The sequence below is a fragment of the Stenotrophomonas sp. Steno-Z4 genome (assembly GCF_056393145.1).
The window spans coordinates 1,238,212-1,259,739 of the sequence record NZ_JBWJPC010000001.1 but is presented as its reverse complement, the minus strand read 5'-3'; the positions used below and the strand labels follow the sequence as shown (position 1 = coordinate 1,259,739).

Annotated in this window: 15 protein-coding genes, 1 tRNA gene and 2 pseudogenes; 9 read left to right on the top strand and 9 right to left on the bottom strand. The window is 65.2% G+C overall.

Going from position 1 to position 21,528, the window contains the following annotated elements; translation table 11 throughout:
• Positions 1-202: 202 nt before the first annotated feature.
• Together AC06E7_RS05580 and AC06E7_RS05575 are read right to left on the bottom strand one after the other, a co-directional pair.
• A pseudogene (locus AC06E7_RS05580) lies at positions 203-1,391 on the bottom strand (tyrosine-type recombinase/integrase).
• Positions 1,392-1,554: 163 nt separating this feature from the next.
• Positions 1,555-1,631: transfer RNA gene (locus tag AC06E7_RS05575), tRNA-Arg, on the bottom strand.
• Between the two features lie 164 nt (positions 1,632-1,795).
• Here AC06E7_RS05575 and ubiA point away from each other — a divergent pair.
• Together ubiA and AC06E7_RS05565 are read left to right on the top strand one after the other, a co-directional pair.
• Positions 1,796-2,689 (top strand): 4-hydroxybenzoate octaprenyltransferase, encoded by an 894-nt coding sequence (gene ubiA / locus AC06E7_RS05570; protein ID WP_093532716.1) that lies wholly within the window; start codon positions 1,796-1,798, stop codon positions 2,687-2,689.
• Positions 2,690-2,883: 194 nt separating this feature from the next.
• The gene (locus AC06E7_RS05565) at positions 2,884-4,314 is read left to right on the top strand and encodes a short-chain fatty acid transporter (protein WP_208856116.1); all 1,431 of its coding nucleotides are present in this window, start codon (positions 2,884-2,886) and stop codon (positions 4,312-4,314) included.
• Here the strand turns inward: AC06E7_RS05565 and AC06E7_RS05560 are convergent.
• The 3 genes from AC06E7_RS05560 to AC06E7_RS05550 form a co-directional block, all read right to left on the bottom strand.
• Complete coding sequence (locus AC06E7_RS05560) at positions 4,290-7,151, bottom strand: type I restriction endonuclease (RefSeq protein ID WP_320457786.1); 2,862 nt, start codon at positions 7,149-7,151, stop codon at positions 4,290-4,292. The two genes, AC06E7_RS05565 and AC06E7_RS05560, sit on opposite strands and share 25 nt — an antisense overlap.
• A 218-nt stretch (positions 7,152-7,369) precedes the next feature.
• Positions 7,370-8,737 carry an N-6 DNA methylase gene (locus AC06E7_RS05555; RefSeq protein WP_478063404.1) on the bottom strand — a complete coding sequence of 456 codons (1,368 nt, stop codon included), beginning with the start codon at positions 8,735-8,737 and terminating at the stop codon, positions 7,370-7,372.
• A 255-nt stretch (positions 8,738-8,992) separates the two neighbouring features.
• Positions 8,993-9,805, bottom strand: a complete 813-nt coding sequence (locus AC06E7_RS05550) for a restriction endonuclease subunit S (protein WP_478063402.1) — start codon at positions 9,803-9,805, stop codon at positions 8,993-8,995.
• A gap of 218 nt (positions 9,806-10,023) precedes the next feature.
• Between AC06E7_RS05550 and AC06E7_RS05545 the strand changes: the two genes are divergently transcribed.
• Positions 10,024-10,167 carry a hypothetical protein gene (locus tag AC06E7_RS05545; protein WP_167693310.1) on the top strand — a complete coding sequence of 48 codons (144 nt, stop codon included), beginning with the start codon at positions 10,024-10,026 and terminating at the stop codon, positions 10,165-10,167.
• A gap of 50 nt (positions 10,168-10,217) precedes the next feature.
• On the opposite strand, the gene AC06E7_RS05540 is transcribed toward AC06E7_RS05545, so the two are convergent.
• Positions 10,218-11,552 carry a flavohemoglobin expression-modulating QEGLA motif protein gene (locus AC06E7_RS05540; protein WP_478063399.1) on the bottom strand — a complete coding sequence of 445 codons (1,335 nt, stop codon included), beginning with the start codon at positions 11,550-11,552 and terminating at the stop codon, positions 10,218-10,220.
• A gap of 114 nt (positions 11,553-11,666) precedes the next feature.
• Positions 11,667-12,344 carry a VOC family protein gene (locus tag AC06E7_RS05535; RefSeq protein WP_478063397.1) on the bottom strand — a complete coding sequence of 226 codons (678 nt, stop codon included), beginning with the start codon at positions 12,342-12,344 and terminating at the stop codon, positions 11,667-11,669.
• 255 nt (positions 12,345-12,599) lie between these two features.
• Between AC06E7_RS05535 and AC06E7_RS05530 the strand changes: the two genes are divergently transcribed.
• From AC06E7_RS05530 to AC06E7_RS05510, 5 genes are all read left to right on the top strand, one after another.
• Positions 12,600-13,124, top strand: coding sequence for a hypothetical protein (locus tag AC06E7_RS05530; RefSeq protein ID WP_320457791.1), 525 nt, complete (start codon positions 12,600-12,602; stop codon positions 13,122-13,124).
• A 15-nt stretch (positions 13,125-13,139) separates the two neighbouring features.
• Positions 13,140-13,700 (top strand): hypothetical protein, encoded by a 561-nt coding sequence (locus tag AC06E7_RS05525; RefSeq protein WP_249833271.1) that lies wholly within the window; start codon positions 13,140-13,142, stop codon positions 13,698-13,700.
• 120 nt (positions 13,701-13,820) lie between these two features.
• Complete coding sequence (locus AC06E7_RS05520) at positions 13,821-15,551, top strand: peptidoglycan-binding protein (protein ID WP_478063394.1); 1,731 nt, start codon at positions 13,821-13,823, stop codon at positions 15,549-15,551.
• Between the two features lie 147 nt (positions 15,552-15,698).
• Positions 15,699-16,535, top strand: a complete 837-nt coding sequence (yidA, locus tag AC06E7_RS05515) for a sugar-phosphatase (RefSeq protein ID WP_478063393.1) — start codon at positions 15,699-15,701, stop codon at positions 16,533-16,535.
• A gap of 194 nt (positions 16,536-16,729) precedes the next feature.
• Positions 16,730-17,260 (top strand): hypothetical protein, encoded by a 531-nt coding sequence (locus AC06E7_RS05510; protein WP_478063392.1) that lies wholly within the window; start codon positions 16,730-16,732, stop codon positions 17,258-17,260.
• A 123-nt stretch (positions 17,261-17,383) separates the two neighbouring features.
• Here AC06E7_RS05510 and AC06E7_RS05505 read toward each other — a convergent pair whose 3' ends face one another.
• On the bottom strand, positions 17,384-18,094 hold the full coding sequence (locus tag AC06E7_RS05505) for a basic secretory protein-like protein (RefSeq protein WP_184125939.1): 711 nt from the start codon (positions 18,092-18,094) through the stop codon (positions 17,384-17,386).
• Between the two features lie 236 nt (positions 18,095-18,330).
• Here AC06E7_RS05505 and AC06E7_RS05500 point away from each other — a divergent pair, with 236 nt between their 5' ends.
• Positions 18,331-21,078 carry a TonB-dependent receptor plug domain-containing protein gene (locus tag AC06E7_RS05500; protein ID WP_176472609.1) on the top strand — a complete coding sequence of 916 codons (2,748 nt, stop codon included), beginning with the start codon at positions 18,331-18,333 and terminating at the stop codon, positions 21,076-21,078.
• Between the two features lie 144 nt (positions 21,079-21,222).
• Here AC06E7_RS05500 and AC06E7_RS05495 read toward each other — a convergent pair.
• Positions 21,223-21,339 (bottom strand): annotated as a pseudogene (locus AC06E7_RS05495) (magnesium chelatase subunit ChlI family protein); the annotation flags it as partial.
• Positions 21,340-21,528: the final 189 nt, after the last annotated feature.

The following is a 21,528-nucleotide window of genomic DNA, read 5'->3' as shown; positions in this document are numbered from 1 at the left end:
TCTCCATTGGGATCAGCCGCGTCCTATCCAGACCTAGTGCCGCGCTGCGTTACCGTTGATACCGGCCGCTACCGGATGCGGTAACGGCTCCGGAGTCCGCTCAACGGATTGTTTAAAAGGAAACGCGGCAGGGCGTTACCAGCGTTACCGCTGTTACCACCAAAAACAGTAAGGCTGGAGAATAGTGGAGGAGAAATGAGGGTCAGTTGCCAGTCCGAAGGGTGTCCAGATCGTCTGCCCACCCTTGCATCATCTTGGCGCGCTCGACCAAGTACGCCGTACGGTCGTGGACGCGACCGTTTGGATCGCGCACCGCATGGGCCAGCTGGTACTCGATGTAGTCAGGGCGGAATCCAAGCACCTCATCCAGTACGGTGCGCGCCATCGCACGGAAGCCGCGGCCGGTCATGGTGTCAGAGTCATAGCATAGGCGTCGGAGAGCACCATTGACTGCGTTCTCGCTCATGGGCCGTCCTTTGCCTCGCATGCCCGGCAAGACGTACGTGAGTCGCCCGGTCAGGGGCTGCAAATTGCGGAACACAGCAACTGCTTGCAACGAAAGCGGAACGATATGAGGCTGTCTTGTCTTGGTTGCAATGAAGCGCCACTCTGCTGCATCAAGATCAATATCAGAGCACTGAGCGCGTCGAAGTTCTCCGGGGCGCACGAACACGAGCGGTGCCAGCCGAAGTGCTGCAGCTACAACAGGGTTGCCCTGGTACCCCGTGGATGGCACGCAACAGACCACCAACATGCGCAGGATCGGTGACGCTGGCAAAGTGCTCGACCTCCACAGGGACGAGCGCGCCGCGCAGGTCCTCAGCGGGATTACGCACTGCTCGCCCCGTAGCGATTGCATAGCGGAACACCTGGCTCGCCAACATTTTGGCGCGATGCGCAGTCTCGCTTGCACCGCGCGCTTCAATCTTCCGGATTGCGTCCAATAGATGGCGCGCGGTCACGCCATTGACAGGATTCCGCCCAATGTAGGGGCCTAGATCCTTCGAAAGGAGTCGGTTCTGACGGTCCAGCGACGTAGGATCCAGCTTCTTCGCTCTAACAGCGATCAGCTAGGCGACGACCGCTTCGAATGTGTTCTCCGAACGTTCCCGCGTCGCCACCTTTTGCGCTTTGCGTTGTTCGCCAGGATCGACTCCGTCTGCAAGCAATCTACGCGCAGCAGCATGTCGCTCGCGAGCCGTTGCCAAGCTGCCATCTGGATAGGTTCCCAGTGAGAGTGTGTTGCGCTTACCTGTCACAGGGCGACGGTAATCCCAGCGCCACCACTTCGCACCATCAGGCCGCGGCAGCAGGTAGAGGCCGCCGTCGCGCAGCTTTTGCACGGTAGCTGTCGGCTCTGTCTTGCGTATGGCCGTATCGGTAAGCGACATGGCGGTAACAGCTAGTGGCGGTAGGAGGGTTACCGTCAAAGATGCCGCCTCTGGAACTGGGATTGATGTGGATCAAATAGGACGCCAACAGACACAACAAAGGCCGAAATCCTTGATTTGAAAGAAAAATTCGGCCTTCATAGGACGGTGTAAGACGTTCAGATGGTGCGCCCGGAGGGATTCGAACCCCCGACCAATGGCTTCGGAAGCCACTACTCTATCCGGCTGAGCTACGGGCGCATCTTTTAGAACCGCCGCACCACCGGCGGGCCGGGGCGGGCATCGCAGCGCCATGAGGCGGTGCGGGACGGGCATTCTATCCGTAAACGCGGCGCAGGTCTGCCCCCTTGGACGAAACAGCGCTTCCGGCGCCGGGGCGGGGGCCTTGGCGGTATCCTTTACGCATGGCTTACGAACGTTTTGACGCCCCCGCGGGCGCACCGCCCTCGCGCTGGGGCCAGTACTGGAAACTGATGCGCGCCGATCGCCCGATCGGCACCCTGCTGCTGCTGTGGCCCACCTGGTGGGCGCTGTGGCTGGCCGCCGGCGGGCTGCCGCCGCTGTGGATCCTGTTCGTGTTCACCGCCGGGGTATGGCTGACGCGTTCGGCCGGCTGCGTGATCAACGATTACGCCGACCGCTGGCTGGACCCGCACGTGAAGCGCACCAAGGACCGCCCCCTGGCCAGCGGCCGGGTGTCCGGCCGCGAGGCGCTGCTGCTGTTCGCCGGGCTGATGCTGGTGGCGTTCGCGCTGGTGCTGACCCTGAACGCGCTGACCATCGGCATGAGCTTCATCGGCATCTTCCTGGCCGCCAGCTACCCCTACCTCAAGCGCTACACCCACTTGCCGCAGGTGTACCTGGGCATGGCGTTCGGCTGGGGCATCCCGATGGCGTTCGCCGCCATCCAGGGCGAAGTGCCGGTGATCGGCTGGCTGCTGTATGGCGCCAACATCCTCTGGTCCACCGCGTACGACACCTGGTACGCCATGGTCGATCGCGACGACGACCTGAAGATGGGCTCGCATTCCACCGCCATCCTGTTCGGGGATCTGGACCTGGTGATCCAGGGAATCCTGTACACGCTGTTCCTCGGCACGATGGCGCTGGTGGGCGTGCGCGGCGGGCTGGGTCTTTACTACTGGTTGGGCGTGGCGGTGGCTGCCGGGCTGATTGCCTACGAATTCTGGATCGCGCGAAAGCGTGAGCGCGACCCCTGCTTCAAGGCGTTCCTGCACAACAACTGGGTGGGCGCGGCGTTGTTTGCGGGTATTGCGGCGGCACTGGCGCTGGGTTGAGCTGCCGGGTCGCCCGACCAACGGTCGGGCGCTACCCGATCCGTGCGCGCTGGCGCCTGGCCGGTAGGTCACGACCGTTGGTCGTGACGCCGCGGTCCGGCCGCCTTCGTGACATCGGGTTGCTACCAATAGGTGACTGACAGCCTTGTCCCCCTCCTGCACACTGCCCCCCAATGAACCTGGGAGGGTAGGGCATGGCCAGCACTACATCAGCGCCGGCACGGGACGGCTGGATGGCACGCGCAGCGCTGCGGTCGGCGGCCTGGGCGGAAAAATGGTTCCCCGACGCGTATGTGTTCGCGGTGCTCGGCGTGGTGATCGTGGCCGTGGCCGCCATGAGCTTCGGCGCCACCCCGCAGGCCACCGCCAAAGCGTTCGGCGACGGCTTCTGGAGCCTGATTCCCTTCACCATGCAGATGGCCTTCGTGGTCATCGGCGGATATGCCGTGGCCACCGCCCCGGTGGTGGCGCGCTTCATCGAACTACTGGCGCGGGTGCCGCGCACCGGCCGGGGCGCGGTGGTGTACGTGGGCCTGATCAGCATGCTGGCCTCGCTGCTGAGCTGGGGCTTTTCGCTGGTGTTCGGCGGGCTGCTGGTACGTGCACTGGCGCGCCGCCAGGAACTGCAGATGGATTACCGCGCCGCCGGCGCCTCGGCCTACCTGGGCCTGGGCGCGGTGTGGGCGATGGGCCTGAGCTCCTCGGCCGCCCAGCTGCAGGCCAACCCGGCCAGCATGCCGCCCGGCCTGGTGGAAATCACCGGCGTGCTGCCTTTCACCGAAACCATCTTCCTGTGGCAGTCCATCGCGCTTACCGCCGCGTTGATCCTGGTCTCGCTGCTGATCGCGTGGCTGACCGCCCCCGGTCCAGCAACCGCACGCACCGCCAGCGATTTCGCCGGGGCCGCGCAGGCCGAACCGGAACCGCTGCAGCCGCGCACGCGCGCCGGCGAATGGCTGGAGTACAGCCCGCTGTTGACCGTGCTGCTGTCGCTGCTGGCCTTCGGCTGGTTGTTCAGTGAATTCGCCAGCAAGCCGGTGGTGACCGCCATCGCCAACCTCAACACCTACAACTTCCTGTTCATTTCGCTGGGCCTGCTGCTGCACTGGCGGCCGCGCAGCTTCCTCAACGCGGTAGCCAAGGCCGTGCCCAGCACCACCGGTGTGCTGATCCAGTTCCCGCTGTACGGCGGCATCGCGATGATCCTCACCCATGCCGTTGGCAGTGGCGGAGAAACGCTGGCGCATCGGCTCTCCACCGTGTTCGTGCACATCGCCACCACCGACACCTTCGCGCTGGTGATGGGCATCTATTCGGCGGTGCTGGGCTTCTTCGTGCCCTCCGGTGGCGGCAAGTGGATCATCGAAGCGCCCTACGTGATGCAGGCGGCCAATGAACTGCATGCGCACCTGGGATGGGCGGTGCAGGTCTACAACGCCGCCGAGGCCCTGCCCAACCTGATCAACCCGTTCTGGATGCTGCCGCTGTTGGGCGTGCTGGGACTGAAGGCGCGGGATATTGTCGGCTTCACCTTCATCCAGTTACTGGTCCACATCCCGCTGGTGCTGGGCCTGCTGTGGCTGCTTGGCATGACCCTGACCTACGTGCCCCCTGTCATGCCGTGACACGGCCAATGCGGTCCGCACAGCACCACCGCGTGCACCACGGCCGCCAGCTGCGGGTCCCGCAGGTGGCCGCGCAGCATCTGCTCAAGCCGGTCCCGAACGTACGCATCGAACTGGTGCAGCGGTTGTTGCTGCCCGATGGCGACCAACGCGTCGATGCGGCGACCCAGCTGCTCGTACATTTCTGTGTTCAGCGTGGTGTCGAACAGGCTGCGCAGCACCAACAGGCCGCGCGAGGACGGCGCCTTCGTGTCACTGGCCTGCGGTGGGTCCTCCAGCGCAGGCTCCAGCGCCTGCAACGCGGCAAACCGCGCCTGTGCGGTGTCGAAATCCACCAGCACCTGGCGCAACGTGGTGCGGCCACGTTCCACGGCATCAGCGTCCAGCCCGCCTGCCTCCAAGCGCTGGCGCAGGCGGGTGTACAGCTGGTTGGCGCTCTGCGCCGCCGTTGGTTCGACCGGCTCGAGCGGACCCAGCAGCTGGTAATCGATCGGCTGCTCACACACCTGCGCCGCCTGCTCGCGCGCCCAGTGGCGCACCCTTCGGTCTTCGGCGTTGAAGCGGTCGTCCTCCAGTGCCAGCCGGCTCACCGCATCGCGCAGAAGTGAGAACCGGTGCAGCAAGGCGCGGTACTGTCCGCCCAGCAGCGATGGCTTGCCGGTCAGCGCGGTCTCGGCCGAGATGGCCACCTGCAGCCGCTGCCCGAACTCAGTGACCCGGCCATGCAGCAGGTCGCGCCGGTGCCGGTGCAGGTCGATGTCATCACCATGCGGGCCGATGTCCCAGTCCGGCACGAGGTAATCACGACAGGCGTGGAAGTCCTCGGCGGCATCGGCCGGCAGCAGGCTGTGCAGGCGTTGGCGCTGTATGCCCAGTGCCGGATGATTGTCCTGCACCGGCAACGGCAGCCACTCGGGTGGCGCTGCCGCCGGGCGGTCGTCGGTGTGGAAATCCACCAGCATGGCGGTGCGCTTGTCGGGATGCGGCGCGTTGATCATGCCCACCGCGCGCAGCCGCTCCGGTGCAGTGAGGGCGCGATCCACATACAGCACGGCCCATCGCGCATCCTGGGTTGCCGGCAGCTCGCCATGCACGATCACCAGTTCCACCTCCGGCGGGATGCGCTCCGAGCCGCGGTCCATGGGCAGGCCGCGGTTGTCGAAGCCCGCCACATGGGTCTTCAACCGCCCATCCACCGCGAGCGCGCGCTGGTAGTCCAACGCCTGGTGGACCGTTCTCACCAGAAGCGCGCCGCGCAGGCCGCGTTCCGCCAGCCGGACCAGATCGTGGAAATGCTGGCTGATGGCGGTGGCGACCTGGGCCACGCGTCGGGAGGGCGAATCCCCCTCGGGCTTCGGGCCGACGTCGCGCCATGCCTGCACCACCACGCCATCGGCGACGGCATGCTCGGGCGGATACTCGTACAGCCTCGGGCCAGGATCCAGACCGGGCACCGGTGCGGTAACCGGTGCGGCCACCAGCGTCAGCCAGGTCGCCTGCGGCAGGCAACGGCGCAGACGACGCAGAAGGACGGGATCGCTGTCCCAGAAATCGGCATCCACCAGCAGCACGATGTCGTCGTCGGTGGCGGCCATTTCATCATCGGCGCCGGGCAGCCTGGTCCTGCGCGCCCAACCACGCAGGATGCGCAGCGGCACCTCATGCAGCGAGGGACCCCTGCCGGCCAGGAACTCGGTGAGCTGGTCAGCAGGCAGTGGACCAGGCCGCTGGCGCCGGTCCTCGGGGGGCGGTGTGAGCCGGGTCAGTGGCTGCAGCACGCGAATCGGCCTGAACGCCGCATCGGCCCGCATGGCCTGCAACAGCCACTGCCGCGTCCGCTGCAGCCCGCTGCCGGTTGCCAGGCACAGCTGGCCTCCGGTACGACGGCCGCTGGCGTCGCGGGTGCCCAGTGCCTGCAGCGCACACTGCACCGCAAAGAACTGGTGGGACCGGACCAAGCAGCGTCGGCCGCTGCGGCCCTCTCGCAGGAAATGCCGTATCAGCTGCAGGAACCGGGGCGGCGACAGCACGCCATGCAGCAGTTCGGCATGCGTGGCCCATGGTGGGTCGAGCGGGACATCGGAGAAGGGCAACGCGGTATCGCGCAGCTGCGTCTGCGCGGCCGGGCTCCAGCCATGCTCCCGCCATTTCACCCACGCATGTGAAGGGGTGCCGACAGCGGCATGGCGGCCGCCACGACGGTCCAGGCTCAGCAGCAGCTGCGCGTGCTGCACCGGCGGGTTGACCGGCATGCTGCCCAGGCCGCGCAACAGATGCCGGATGCCATCCTCCACGGTTCCCCAACGCTTGTACGCATCGCGCTCCACGCAGGCCAGCACCACCAGGGGAATGCCGTTGACGTAACCGACCAGCTCGCGAACGTGGCCGTCGGACGGATCTCCGGGAGCTGCCAAGCGCAGGTCGGTACGCATCGCGTCAGCCACATCCCAATGGTTGCGCTGCACATGCTCCCAATCGATCAACGGAACCGGGACCGAGATCCGGCGCCCGTTGGGCAATTCCAGTTCGGTATGAACGCCGTGGACCAGCAGCCGGTGCACAGCGCTGCTCGACGCTACCCAATCCAGGCTGTGGCAGCACGTTTCGGCCTCGGCAATGATCCGGTCGAATGAAGTGGGCGAAAGCGCCACGCGCTCGCCTTCCCACTCGTACCGATAGCGACGCAGCCACGGCAGCAGCCGCTTCTCCAGCAATGCGCTGTGATGTTCGCCGCGTAACGCCGCCACCGCACCCTCATCCAGAGGGTTCCAGCCCAGCCGCCGCAGCCAACCCAGTACGGAATCGCGCACACCGAACCTGCTGTGGGGGGTGTTCATGCGCGCCCTCCATGTTGTGACCCGAAGACAAGCACGCAGAGAGCGTCGAATTTCTGGCGAATGATGTTCATGGCACCAGTCTGGACGAACGAATGCTGCCGTTGCTGTGTGCATCATTCCGTTTCATGCGTTCGGCGAGCGCAGCGCGTAACGCATTCTCGATGCATATTCCAATCGAGATAGCTTCGGTCAATTGATGAGAGGTTAAAGCGGCGGCTTCAGGTCAGATCCGACAGTTCCCGCTCCAGCGCATCCAGCTCGGCATTCAACGCCGCCTGGAGGGCCACGAACCGCGCGGACAGCTCCGCACGCTGCGCGCGCAATGTCGCAAGATCCGCAGCGGGGCAGCGGGCCACCGGCTGCACATAGCGAGCAACACTCAGGTTGCCGCCATTGCGGGCCAGCTCCTCGGAACTGGCCAGATACGCCACGCCGGGTACGGTTCTGCGCTCGCTGCAGAGGCGGTGCAGGGTGCGCGCCGCCTGATCACCGAGGCGCGGACCGCGCTTCCCACGCGTCGCAAGGCCGCGCGCATCGACAAACAACACGGCGTCATGCCGGCGCACCTTGCGCAACACCAGCAACGCGGTCGCAACCGACGCACCGGCGAAAAGCCGGTCAGGCAGGCCGATCACCATGTCCACCAGGTTCGCGTCCAACCAGCACTGCCGGATGCGCGCTTCCTCGCCATCGCGGAACAGCACGCCATGCGGCACCACGATCGCCATGCGCCCACGCACCGGCTCCAAGGTAGCCAGCATGTGCTGGATCAGCGCGGTATGCGCCCACTGCCGGGACGGAACGCCCTGCAGGAAGCGGAAGTAGGGATCGTGGCTGGCCTGCGCTGGCGCCCACTTCAGCGAAAGTGGCGGGCACGCCAGTGCCACATGGAAGCGCTGCAGCTCGCCGTCCTGCAGCAGCGGTTCCTCCAGCGGGTCGCGGACAAAGAGGCGCGGGGTGTCCGTGCCCTGCAGCAGCAGGCGCAGCCGAGCGACCGCGCACTGCATGGCATCCGGCTCCTGGCCATACAGTGGGTAGCGGGCCGGGCCTGCCGGGCCAATCGCACTTTCCGCATCGCGCATCCAGCTGGCGGCTGCCCGCAGGACGGCCCCCTGCCGGCAGCTGGGATCGTAGACCGCCTCATCCACGCAGGGGTGGGTGAGCGCAGCCATCAGCCAACTCACCCCTGCGGGCACCTGCGCAGGAAGCAGGGCGTCCACCGCGTCGCCAACGTCGGGACGGGGTACCCCGCGCTGCTGGCGGAAGTCCAATGCCGGCAGCGCAAGCCGCTCCAGCACCTGCAGCAGCACGGCATCGCGCACCAGAGGGTCGTCGGGCAGCGCATCTTCCAGCTTCAACGTCGGGAACAGACCACCCAGCTTGCGCGGATTGGCCAGGGTGAACACCCGCAGCGCGTTCATCACCCTCAGGCCATTTCCTTCCGCATGACGCTGCCGGAACAGCGTGTCGAAGCGGGCCTGGAGCGGGACGCTGTAAGGCACGCAGCGTGGCGGCTCGCCCGGCGAGTACGGAATGTCCGGGTTGCCGTAGTACGTGGCGTCGCTGGCCACTTTCAGCAGCAGCAACGAGAGGATCAGGCAGGTATCGGCGTCGGGCCGTTTTCCACAATCGAGCGCGTCGCGGGCGTGGACGAGGGCGGCGAGCGTGGCGGGAACATCTGGCCGCAGCCGGCACGTGACATTGGTTGGAGGAGCAGGAAGATCAGAACTGTGGATCGTGTGGGTCATGGCCGCGTACAGATTGAGAGCGGACACCAACAGTATGTCCACGGTTCGGATATCCAAAATTCAGATAATCAGGGGAAGCCCTGACGCACGCGGTCATCGTGGCCGCTCGTCCAGGATGTGCGCCGCATAGCGGGCGACCTCCTGGTGCCTTGCGGCGATCATCTGCTCGCAGTGAAGCTTCTCGAGCTGCGCTGCCCGCGCGATGGAAACGATGCGTTGCTGGAGGAGCAGGGGCGGCAGCTGCACGCGCAACCCCTCGATGGCTGCCTTGCGGAGGCTCTGCTGACGTGATCCCGCAGATTGCCGGCGCAGGTACTCCTGTGCGCCTTCCTGGTTGAGCTGCCACGCGAGGAAGGCGGGCATGATCCGTTCGTGGTCGCTCACCCGGATGACATACAGGTGGGGGCTGCAGACCGTGTCGGCGGGTGGGTTGCACAGCAGTACCGCGAGTGGATGGGCGCCGCGTGCGGCGAGCAGGACGTCGCCCTCCTGGACCCAGTCCGGCGCCTTGCGCGGGTGCAGCCGCGTACGCAGCAGATCGCACGGATCGTGCACGCCCGATGCGCTGAGGTTCTTCAACTGGATCACGCGGACCGGCCCATCGGGGAAGGCGGTGATTGCACCCCGGAACGGATGTCCCTGGCGGATGCTGGCGATGTCCGAGAGCTTCGCACTGCGACGATGATTGTTCATGGGGCGAACCATGCGCGGCAGGAATTCGCACGTCAAATGTGCGTTTTGCACCATGCGGAATGGTGCAGCGGGACCCCCGGAAAGTGATACCTGCACCGCAAACTTCGAGAGGCACAGCGTTTGATTCCACGCATATGGGTAGGCCGGATCAATCGCGAAAAACAGGTTGCGCAAATCATCGCGTCTGGGGTCGTCGCAACGGCCCACATTCATCGTGCTGACTACGCTTTTCTCCACGTCCGGAATATCAGGATTCCGTCTTCGCATAAGCAATGTGGCGGCGGCAGAAAGTGTTGAAATACAAGCGGATTGCCGCAGTCGACGTCCACGGATTGACAATTCTGTCTGCAAATTGCCACATGGTTTTAACGAGCCCCTGCACACGATTAACTCGACCGCGGCATACCGCTCGCGGCATCCGGAGACCCGTCATGGCCCAGCAGCGCAATCAGAGTTCCCAGAACCAACGTGGTGAGCAGCAGGAGCGCGGACGCGACCAGCAGCAGCAACAGCAGCAGGAGCAGCAGCAGCGCAACCAGAATCAGCAGCAGGGCTGGAAGGACGAGGAAGAGTGACGGCTGGCTGTACTGCCGAACCATGAGAGCCCCGCTTCGGCGGGGCCTTTCTATTGCGCGTCAGCGAGTGCAGCGCCGGCCATCAGTTCATCCTCCGCCGCGGAGAACCGCTGCAGGTCGAACGTATCCAGCCGCATCGCCTGCGCGGCCGTGGAGAACGCCAGCGTCGCCAGCACCCGCTCGGGATGCTGTGCCCACGGGGGTACATAACGTGGCGCTGCAATCAGCCCGCTGTCCCGGTAAGGGGCCAGGGTGACCAGGTCACCCAGATCAACCCGCCCACAGAACAGCAGCCGCAGCGTATCGCCCCGGTTCTCATGCAGGGCGCGCTTGATGAAGGCGGTCACCAGCAGCAGCCCTTCCAGGTAGGCGCCATCCTTGGTGAAGCACACCCGCCCGCGTACATCACCGCCCCGGAAGATGCGGGCCGCACTGCGGTAGCTGTCCACCTCTGATTGCCCGGCAGCGAGGAACGCGCGGAACACCTCGATGAAGTCCGCGCCCTCCAGGGCTTCCTGCAACCGCACCACCCGCAATGCCAGCCGGCGCAGGCGGTTGATGTCCATCGCCCCGGTGATGATCTCCGAGAACGTGGCCAGCCCCTCCTGCGTGCGCGTGGTGCGGGGCGCACCGGCGCCCAGGCAGCGCAGCCACGGCTGGTGCTTGCCGTTGAGCAGGGTGGCCGAGTGGATGAAGGCCTCATGCTCGACCAGCTGGTCCAGATCCAGCTGCGAGAACAACGCATCGGCGCGCAGGCGGATCACCTTGCTGCCGGCGGCGGCCTTGGAGGCCAGCTCGGTATCCAGCACCACTTTCACTTCGTCGTCGGTGAAGAACGGCTCGATGCGCTGGCGCAGCAGCACGGAGAAGTCCGGCGCTGGGATGTCGTACTGGATGCGCGGCACGTACTGCGAACCGATCAGCTGGTCGGTGATGGCCAGCATCTGCGCGGCCGACTGCGCGGTGGTGGTGGTCTGCGAGCGGTACCGGGTGCTGGGCTGGCCGTACAGCAGCGTGGAGCACGCGGTGAAGCGCGGGTTGCCGATGTTGGCCAGCATGCTGGCGGCCACGCGGTAGCTCCACGCGGTGCGGTACAGCCAGTCGCCCACGGGATGGCCCCGGTCCAGGTGCTGCAGGATGTCGTCCAGCGCCGCAATGGTGTCGGTGTGGTCAACCGGCTGGGTCGGCGGGGCCGGCATCTCCGGCGCTCCGGCGCGCCAAGAGGCGAGGAAGCGGGTTTCCATCTCGATCGGCCACGCCAGCCCGGACAGCACGCGGATCCTGTTGCCGAGCTTGGCCAGCCGCGCATCCACTTCCAGTAAAGGCGCAAGCGCAGGGTCCGCCTGGGTTGGGTCGGGGCAGGAGGGGGACGTGACCTTTTCCACGGCGGTACCCTGGCTTGAGCACCCTCCCACTGTGTTGGCAGCGGAATGCCCCGACAACCGCGCTTCTACCTGCTGGAAGGCAGCAAATGTACTGGGCGCAGGTGAATGGGGCGATCAGGCTGGCGCGTGCGCGCGCAGGTGCCAGCCCTGCGCGGGGTCGTCCAGCGCGCCCGCCGGCACATCGCCCAGCGTCACCACGATGCCCCGTGCGTTGGGCAGCACCTTCTCCTCCGGAAACCAGCGGCGGGTGGCATCCACCACGATCAGCAGGCCCTCGTCATCGCCCAGCGCAGCGAAGTGCGGCACGGGTGGGCTGAGGTAGTCCAGCCCGAATGCCGCTTCGGCGCGGGCACACAGCGCGGCCACGTCGGCCGTGGGCAGCCCGACCTCGCTCACGCAGGTCAGCTCGCTGCCGTGGAACGCCCCGACCCGCCCGGACGCAGGCAGCCGGCGCCGCCCGATCAGTTCCAGGATCAGCCCATCGGGGCCATCGAAGTAGATGGACTCCGACTCCCAGCGACCGCCGAAGGTGAAGTGTGCCTCGCCCTTCGCATTGCGCTGCAGCGGCGTGCGCGCCAGCAGCCAGGCGGTGGCGGCCTCGAAACGATCGGCCGGCACGTTGAAGGCCAGGTGCACGCCGCCGATCGGGTCGCTGCCTGCCGGGCGCAGTTGCACCCCGGTCCAGCCGATCCGCACTACGTCGTCCTGCACCGGTAGCTGCAGCACTTCTGCGAAGTAGGCGCCCACCTGTGCAACGTCGGAAACGGGAAGCTGGAGCGTATGGATGCGCATGGAACCAGGCACCGAGAGGAGGAGGTGATGTCAAAAGGCTGACATCGCCGGCTGGGAGAATGGATCCTTGGCCCTTACAATGTGATGATTTTCACGTTAACTACGTGCGTTTCATCACGCATGTCGTCACCGCCCGGGTCCGTGGGCGGGATGTGAACGCCATGGCATTGGCGCGCAGCTATCCTACGCCCCCCGGCGTAGTGTGATGCGCGCCACGACACGAATCAGGAGGATCCGTTGTCCCATCATCGTCCCATGACGCTGCTCGCCCTGTCGCTGAGCATCCTGCTGGCCGCGTGCAAGCCCGACGCCGCCCCGACCGCTCCGGCGGATGCCGCCGCACCCGTTGCCGCCGCACCTGCTGCCGCCCCGGCCGCCGCACCCGCCACTGCCGAGCCCACCGCAGCGGCCACTGCCGCCGATGCCTCCGCCACCTGCGAACTGGCCGACTTCGATGCGTTCCTGCCGGAGTTCGGCAGGAAGATCGCCCTGCAGGAGAAGTCGGTAGCCGACCCGCTGTTGAGCGAACGCTACGACACCGAAGGGCAGGGCGAGCCCACCCTGATCACCGAGAAGGTCCCGCTCAGCGAGGTCACCTGGCCGGTCATGCCCAACCCCTCGGGCCTGAAGGCCGTGGGCCGCGAGATGCAGGTGACCAAAGAGGCCGATGGCAGCATGAAGGTGCTGATCCGCACGCCCGATACCAGCAACCAGCAGTCGTACTACTTCGCCCAGCGCCCGTGCTGGCAGCTGGTGCGCATGGCCGATGAGTCGATCTGATCCAGGGAGCGGGTGATGTCCACACTGCGTTTCGTTCCGACTGCCGCACTGGTGCTGTTGATGGCCGCGTGCAATGCACCCACCGGGGAGGGCGGCACCGCCGCCACTCCGGAAACCGCCGCCGCGCCTGCGGTCGCAGCGGCGACTACCCCTTCACCCACACCGCAGGAAGAGAAAGGCATGCACAAGGAATGCCCAGGTGCCACGCTGCACCTGACCGCGTTGCCGACCAAGGACGGCGACACCACCCGCACCCGCCTGGAGATCGAGAAGGACGGCCAGCGCCGTACCATCGAGACCCCGGCAGAGCTGGGTGATTACACCGCTGTTGGCCTGGCCTGCGCTGAAGACAAGCAGGGCGCTTCGTATTTCGTGGTGCAGTACGGCGAACTGCCGTTCGGCTGCGCGTTCTGCGAATGGTTCACGCTGTACGACGCCGATGGCAGGCAGCTGACCCACAACACCCCGCCCCTGCGCGGCGAAGCCGATGCGCAGTCGCCCAACAACGACGAGTATTCGCAGCTGATCGCCAAGCTCGGCATCACTCACCCGGAGGTGGACTACATCGAAGACTGAGCAGTACATCGACAAGACGTCGATGCGCATTGCCCGGACACGATGTCCGGTAGGTATCGACCGTTGGTCGATACACCCCTTTAAGGAAAGCCCCTTTCTCATAGAATGGATAGCACAGACATGCCTGATGACATCTACACCAACATGGTGCAGCCGCCTGGCGCGGCATACCGCAGCAACCAGATTGAATCGTGGAGCCACTACCGCGAACCGATCGACGAAAGCCGCGCGCTGCACGGCCAATCGCGCCGCTGGGGCGATGCTTCCCCCGAAGTACAGTCGCGTGTGATCGACTCGCTGATCGAGTCCTCGCGCGAAGCCGGCCTGACCCCGCGCGAAACCGCGTATGTGCTGGCGATCGCCCGCGTCGAATCCGGCTTCAACCCGGATGCCGCCGCCGGCACCACCTCGGCCTCCGGCCTGGGCCAGTTCATCGATCGCACCGGCAAGCACTACGGCCTGAACAACGCCAACCGCTTCGACGTCGACGCACAGTCCGACGCGCTGGTGGCGCACTTCGTCGACAACCGCAACCTGGCACGCGACCGTGGCCAGGGCGAAGACTACATCTACAAGTACCACCACGATGGCCCGACCAAGGACTACGGCGGTCTCGGCCTGTCGCAGCGCAAGGTCGCGCCGCACCTGGATGAGTACGAACAGTTCGTCAACCAGCGCCTGAGCCAGACCCAGGCGCAGGCACCGGCCCAGCAGCATGCCGTTGCGGGCGCCGCCGCTGCCGTGGCCGGCGCTGCCGCTGTTGGCGCCGCCGCCACCCAGGCGCGCTCCTACGAGCACACCATGCAGGTGATGCTGCCGCCGCAGAACGGCGTCAAGCCGCACATCACCGGCCACTTCGGTGAGCACCGTGGCGAGAAGAGCCATGGCGGCAGCGACTTCAACTACGTTGGTGGCCAGACCGGCCGCAACCTGCAGCACCCGACCATCCACGCGCCGATCGCCGGCACCGTGACCTCGGTGGGCGGCAAGTACGGCACGGTGATGATCCAGGACGCGCAGGGCAACTCGCACCAGATCCTGCACATGCAGGACACCAAGGTGAAGGTCGGGCAGCACGTGGAGCCGGGCGATCCGATCGGCACCATGGGCGGCCGCGGCCCGCAGGGCGCCAACCAGTACGCCCAGCACGTGCACTACCAGATGAAGGATCCGGCCGGGAAGCTGATCAACCCGGAGAGCTACTGGAACAAGGGCATCCAGCAGGAAGCGGGCAAGCACGGGCATGCGCACGACCATGACCACGCGCCGGCCGGCACCCTGCGCAAGGGTGACCGCAGCGACGAGGTGACGAAGCTGCAGGAAGAGCTGAACCGCCTGGGCGTGCGCGATGCCAACGGCAACCGCCTTTCCGAAGACGGCAAGTTCGGCGACAACACCCGCGAAGCGGTGCAGGCCTTCCAGAAGCAGCAGGGCCTGAAGGACGACGGCATCGTGGGCCGCGAGACCTTCGGCAAGCTGGCCGCCAGCCAGGCGCAGGGCGCCGAAATCCGCACCGCCACTGGTCCGCAGCTGGGCGAGAAGGGCCACGCGGACACGCCGCTGCACAACGCGATCCGTGGCCAGCTGCCTGCCGCCATCTCCAACGAAGCGGCGGCCAACGTCACCCTGCAGGCCAAGCAGGCCGGCATTGATTCGCCGGAGAAGCTGCAGAGCGTGACCGTGCAGGATGGCAAGGCGTTCGTGATGGGCACCACCCCGGGCTACCGCACCGCGGTGGACCTGAGCGAGGCGCCGTCGCTGGAGCACACCAACGCCCAGCTGCAAAGCAACAACGCCAGCCAGCAGCAACAGGTGCAGGAAGAGCAGCAGAAGGTGGCGATGGGCCGCTGAGCCCACCGTCGATCTGCGCAACAGCGTGTGTGGTATGGAGGCCAGCCGGGGCAACCCGGCTGGCCTTTTCTTTGCCGGGGCGCCCCTGGCTTAAACTACCCTGCGGCTGCATCGCAGCGTTTCTGGCAGTGAACGAGGTTGATCGAGATGGAGATGGGACGCCGCCAGCCGGCCATTGAACTGGTGGCCATCGATATGGATGGCACTCTGCTGGACCCGGCGCACAAGCTCACCCCGCGCGTGAAGCAGGCCATTGCCCGCGCACGGGCGCAGGGCGTGCGGATCGTGTTGACCAGCGGGCGCCCGGTGTCCGGCCTTGCCCCGTTCCTGGAGGAACTGGACATCAATGGCGCGGACGACTACTGCATCGCCTGCAATGGCGGGCTGGTCACCCGCGTTGCCACTGGCGAGGTGGTGGTGGAATACCCGCTCAGCTTCGATGATTTCCTGTTCTGCGAGCAGGTGGCGCGCGAGCTGGGTGTGCACTTCCAGGCACTGGATGGCGAACGGCTGTACACGCCCAACCGCGACATCAGCATCTACACCGTGGCCGATTCGCACCTGTCACGCGTGCCGTTGTCCTATCGCAGCGTGGAAGAAATGGACCCGGCGATGTCCTTCATCAAACTGATGATGGTCGACGAACCGCAGATCCTGGACGCTGTCATCCCGCGCCTGCCATCGGCGCTGACCGAACGCTTCGCCGTGCTCAAGAGCGCGGCGTTCTTCCTCGAAGTGTTCGACCACCGCGCTGGCAAGGGCCCAAGCCTGCAGAAGCTGGCCGAGCACCTGGGCATCGACCGCATGCAGGTGATGGCCATCGGCGACCAGGAAAACGACCTGACCATGCTTCAGTACGCCGGCACCAGCGTGGCGATGGGCAACGCGGTGGACATCGTCAAGTCGACCGCGCTGCATCAGACCACCACCAATTCCGAAGACGGTGTGGCCTTGGCCATCGAGCGTTTCGTGCTGGGTGACTAGAACAGTGGCGGTCCTTCAATGTCAATGATGAATCAAACCGCGAATCGATGAAGATCGAAGTCGGCACGAGCTTGCCGTCGGCTCGTGCTCTGGGTGAATTGGTCGAAGTACGCAGGGCGCCCTAACGGCCGCCGACATCATTCCCTTCATTCTGAGGATCAATTGTGCATGTAGGAACATTGAGATCAGTCATCGTGGCGATCGCATTACTTTCCGCAACGGCACAGGTAGAGGCCAAGGACGCCAAGGTTGACCTCGTGTCAAAGGTGTTCCGTGATGGCGAGTACACCCCCCATGTCTATCTTGAATCTGACATTCTTCGCCGTTACGGCGAAGGAGACATGACCACGGACAATTCGGGCTTGCTGCGCCGTAGATACTGGGATCCATCCACCGAGTGGGAGATAGTGATCGTATCCAATCCTGACATTGGGCCGAAATACCGAACTATTGATGAGATTCGGGTATCACCGGCCCTTACAGGGAAGCAGGCACACAGCACTACCGAGAGCTTGAAGGGACTGAAGCTGAAAGGGGTTGGAATAGGCGATCCGGCATCGTCCGCAGAGAGCGCTACTCGTCGCTACGGCCAGACACACAGATCCAAGGAGAGACTCGGCCGGTTTGACGTCGAGCGCATCTGCGGCTACCTCGATGGCACCAGCATCTGCTTCGATATTCGAGAAGAGAAAGTAGTCGCAATGGCGGTGGGCGCTGGTCCTTGACATGGCAAGCCATACTCCCACCAATGCTGTGAGGCATCACTGAGCTGACCGCGCAAGGCCAGCCCCGGAGCCGGATTCCAAAGACGGCGTGGCCTTGGCCATCGCGCGTTTCGTGCTACGGGATCAAGCGCCGCGCGCACCATTACCCTGCTGCGCAACATAAGCCTCCCACAGCGCGGCCAGGTCTTCGCCGGTGTGCGCCTTCCACAACGCCGGCGTATAGGTGCCCTTGCGCAGCGCCGCATCCAGCGCCTTCACCAACCCCGGATGCCCGGCTTCGCTCCACTTCAGGAACGCACCGGTAACGCGGTAGCCGGTGTCCACCTTGTGCTCCGGCTTGACCTGCGAAGGCAGCGCCCAGCCGCCGGCGGCGTTGTCCACGCCGTAATGGTCGCGGGCATAGTCGGCGATGCCTTCGACCAACCAGGAAGGCGCCTGTTCGCTGGCATAGCCCGGGTAGCCCTGCACGATGTGCATGGCCTCATGGGTGACCAGGTCGGTGTCGTTGGGATGTTTCTCCAACCAGCGCGGGTTGATGGTGATGGTGGCCGACTTCTCCTTCTCACCTACATACGCAACCCCGTCGTACGACGGGTCCATGACGATGCGCACGCTGGACGGCGCAGCGGGATGGTAATCGCGGCGTTCGCGCGGATACGTGGCGAAGAAGGTGGCGATGATGCGGTCGCGCACGGCAGCAACCGTTGATCCGCTCTGGTCCTGGTAGGTCAGGGTGACGCCATCGCGCGTCTGTTGGATTTCCGCGGCGTGTGCGGCGGGAAACGCGAGGGTTGCAGCAAAGACAGGGACGATCAGGCAACGGCGCAGACGCATACGCGGCACTCCAGGACGTGATGGGCAACCGCGCTGATCCTGCAACACGGCGACGGCCGCCCGCAAGTGCCATTTCGTTCGATCTAAGCGCTTGGAAATGGTTTCATTTCAAATTGTTGACAATTCATTTAGATCGATCTAGAAAAGCTGCACCCCACGCCCCACGGAAGCCCCTGCACCCCCCAACTCTCCTGCGCCGATGCGGTGCGGGAGACCTTGTACTGGAGATCTGCAAGATGAAGCGCACGTTGCTGTCGTTGCTGGTGTCATCCGTACTGCTCCACCCCCTGGCCGCACAGGCACAGGCGTCCCCCTCCGACGAAGAAGGCGCCACGCCGGCCACCCGTCAGCTGGATACGGTGAACGTGACCGGCTCGCTGATTCCCCGCGCGCAGATCGAAGGGCCTTCGCCGGTGACCACCATCACGGCCGAGGAAATCGAAGCACAGGGCTTCACCACGGTGTTCGATGCGCTGCGCTCGCTGCCGATGGCCAACGGCTCGGTGCAGGACTCGCAGGGCACCGGCTTCTATACCCCGGGCGCAAAGACCGTCAGCCTGTTCGGGCTGGACCCGAGCTACACGCTCACCCTGCTCAACGGGCGGCCGCTCAACAGCTATCCGCTTGCCTACAACGGCAACACCAGCATCGTGGACATCGCCAACATTCCGCTGGGCATGGTGGAACGCATCGACGTGCTCACCGGTGGGCAGTCGTCGGTGTACGGCTCGTCGGCCGTGGCGGGCGTGATCAACATCGTGCTGAAGGACAAGGTGGAGGGCACCCACTTCCGCTACCGCGCTGGCGGCTACAGCGATGGCGGCGGATCCAGCCAGCGCTTCATCTTCAGCAGCGGCCATTCCTTCGGCAACCTGGACCTCAGCTACGGGCTGGAATACACCAAGCAGAAGCCCATCTTCGCCTCCGACCGCAGCTACATCGACAGCGTCAACGACAGCCCGACCGGGCCGCAGGACCCCTCGCGCACCTTCCTGCGCATGCAGATGTCCCCCAACGGCTACATCGACCCCGGCCAGGCCACCTGCGCTCCGCTGTCCTACCTGTTCGGTGGCAGCACCACCTACGCGCATCGTAACGCGGCCGGCACCGGCTACTACTGCGGCAGCCCCGACAACGTCGGCACCGCAACGCTCTACAACAAGAGCGAGGACGTCAACGCCACCACCTTCCTGCGCTACCACCTCAGCGAAACCACCGAGCTGTACTCGGACATCCTCTTCAGCTTCGGCCGGCCCACCTATTCCGGGGGAAGCCCGTTCTGGAACAAGACCTTCTACAACCAGACCACCGGCAACTATGAGCAGTGGCAGCGCATCTACGCGCCCGAAGAAGTCGGCATGGACGCGAAGGACCAGCGCGTCTATACCCGCTCGTGGAACATCACCGCCGGCGCACGCGGCGGGCTGGGCGACACCGGCTTCGATTACGACGTTTACGTGAACCGCTCCAGCACCGACGTCACCCGCAAGTCCACCGATTTCCTGGCCAGGGGCGGTATTGACGATTACTACCTTGGCCCGCAGCTGGGCACGGTCAACGGCTATGAAGCCTATGCGCCGAACCTGGACGTGCTGTACCAGCCGCTCACCCGCGCGCAGTACGACCAGTTCAGCGGCACCAACCGCGCCGCGTCTTCGGCGTCGCGTACCGGGGTGACCGCGCTGGTGACCAATACGTCGTTGTTCGGCCTGCCGGCCGGCGATGTTGGCTTTGCGATGATCCTGCAGGGCACCCGCGAGAAGTTCTTCAACCAGTCGGCTGACCCCAATGCCGCGGTGCTGTTCCGTGGCCAGACCGCAGGGACCTCGGCCGAAGGCCAGCGTGACCTGTATGCGGTGGGCGCCGAACTTCAGGTGCCGATCTTCGACACGTTCAGCGCCAACCTGTCGGGACGCTACGACAAGTACTCCCTGCAGGGCGGCGGTGGCAACGGCAAGGCGACCTGGAAACTTGGCCTGGAATATCGCCCGATCGATTCCCTGCTGCTGCGCGGCAGCTATGCCACCGCCTTCCGCTCGCCGGACATGTTCTACCTGTATTCGCGCGAGAGCAGCGGCTACACGACCAACGTGGACACCTTCCTGTGCCGCAGCGCAGGCTACACCTCCGAAAACTTCGACGAGTGCCCGCAGGCATCGCTGTCGGTGCTGTCCTCCAGCACCGGCAACCGCGACCTCAAGGACATCACGGCGGAAACCTTCACCTATGGCGTGGTCTGGTCGGCGCTGGACAATGCCCTGAACCTGTCGCTGGACTACAACTCGGTGAAGATCGAGAACGAAGTGTCCATCCTGGGCACCGACAGCATCCTCGCCACCGAGGCCAACTGCCGCCTGGGTACGTCCGAGAATGGCGATGTGGCATTCGACATCAACTCGCCAACCTGTCGCCAGGTCCTGGCCCAGGTGCAGCGTTTGCCGGCCACCGACCCGCTCAATCCCAACGGCGTATCCAAGGTCTTCTCCTATCCGATCAACCTGGCCAAGCAGCGCCAGACCGGCATCCAGGCATCGGGCGACTACCGCTGGAGCGCCGGGCGGGCAGGTGATTTCGGGGTGACCGCAGGCTACTACCGGCCGCTGAAGCACGAGTTGCAGCAGCAGGAAGGCGACCCGGTCTACGACATGCTCTGCTGTGGCTATTCCAATGAGCTGCAGTACCGCGCAACGCTGGGCGTGAACTGGAACATCGGTGCCTTCAGCACCAACGTGTACGGCGTGCGCAATGCCCGGACCTGGAATGCCACCGGCGAGGAACGCAACATCGGCCCGTGGACGACCTGGAACGCCACGCTCAACTACCGCATCAACAAGCTGGCCAGCGTGCTGCTGACCGCCAACAACCTCACCAACGAGCGGCCGCCGGTGGACAGCACCAACGGCAACTGGCCGTATTACGACCAGGGCGTCTACAACGCCTTCGGCCGTTCGATGTTCGTCGAGCTGTCGCTGGACTTCCAGTAAGCAGGACCGGATCCAACCCTGCCGCCAAGGTATCGCGACGGCACACGCGCCGCGCGCCACTGGCGGTAGGGTTGGTTCCCAAACAACCGCCGACAACGGCGCAACCCCCGGTAACGCATGACCAGCAACGCTGCTGATGGCGAATCAGCCCGCTCCGCCCCGGTCGACCTGACGGTACCCGATGGCCTCGGCCAGATGGGCGGTGGTGATCTTGTCGCAACTGGCCAGATCCGCCACCGTGCGGGCCACGCGCAGGAGGCGACTTGAGCGCAGCCCAGAACTTTTCCGCAAGTTTCAACGTCAAACAAGGCATGTAGCACCCAGTGATGCGTGCAGGCTAGCGGGTGCCGGGCAACCCGCGCCATTGCCTATGAGCTTACCGGCCAGCGGCCGGCGCTACCGCGCAATCTCGGTGGAAGTGTTCAGAGCACCCTAAAAGAAACCAACAAA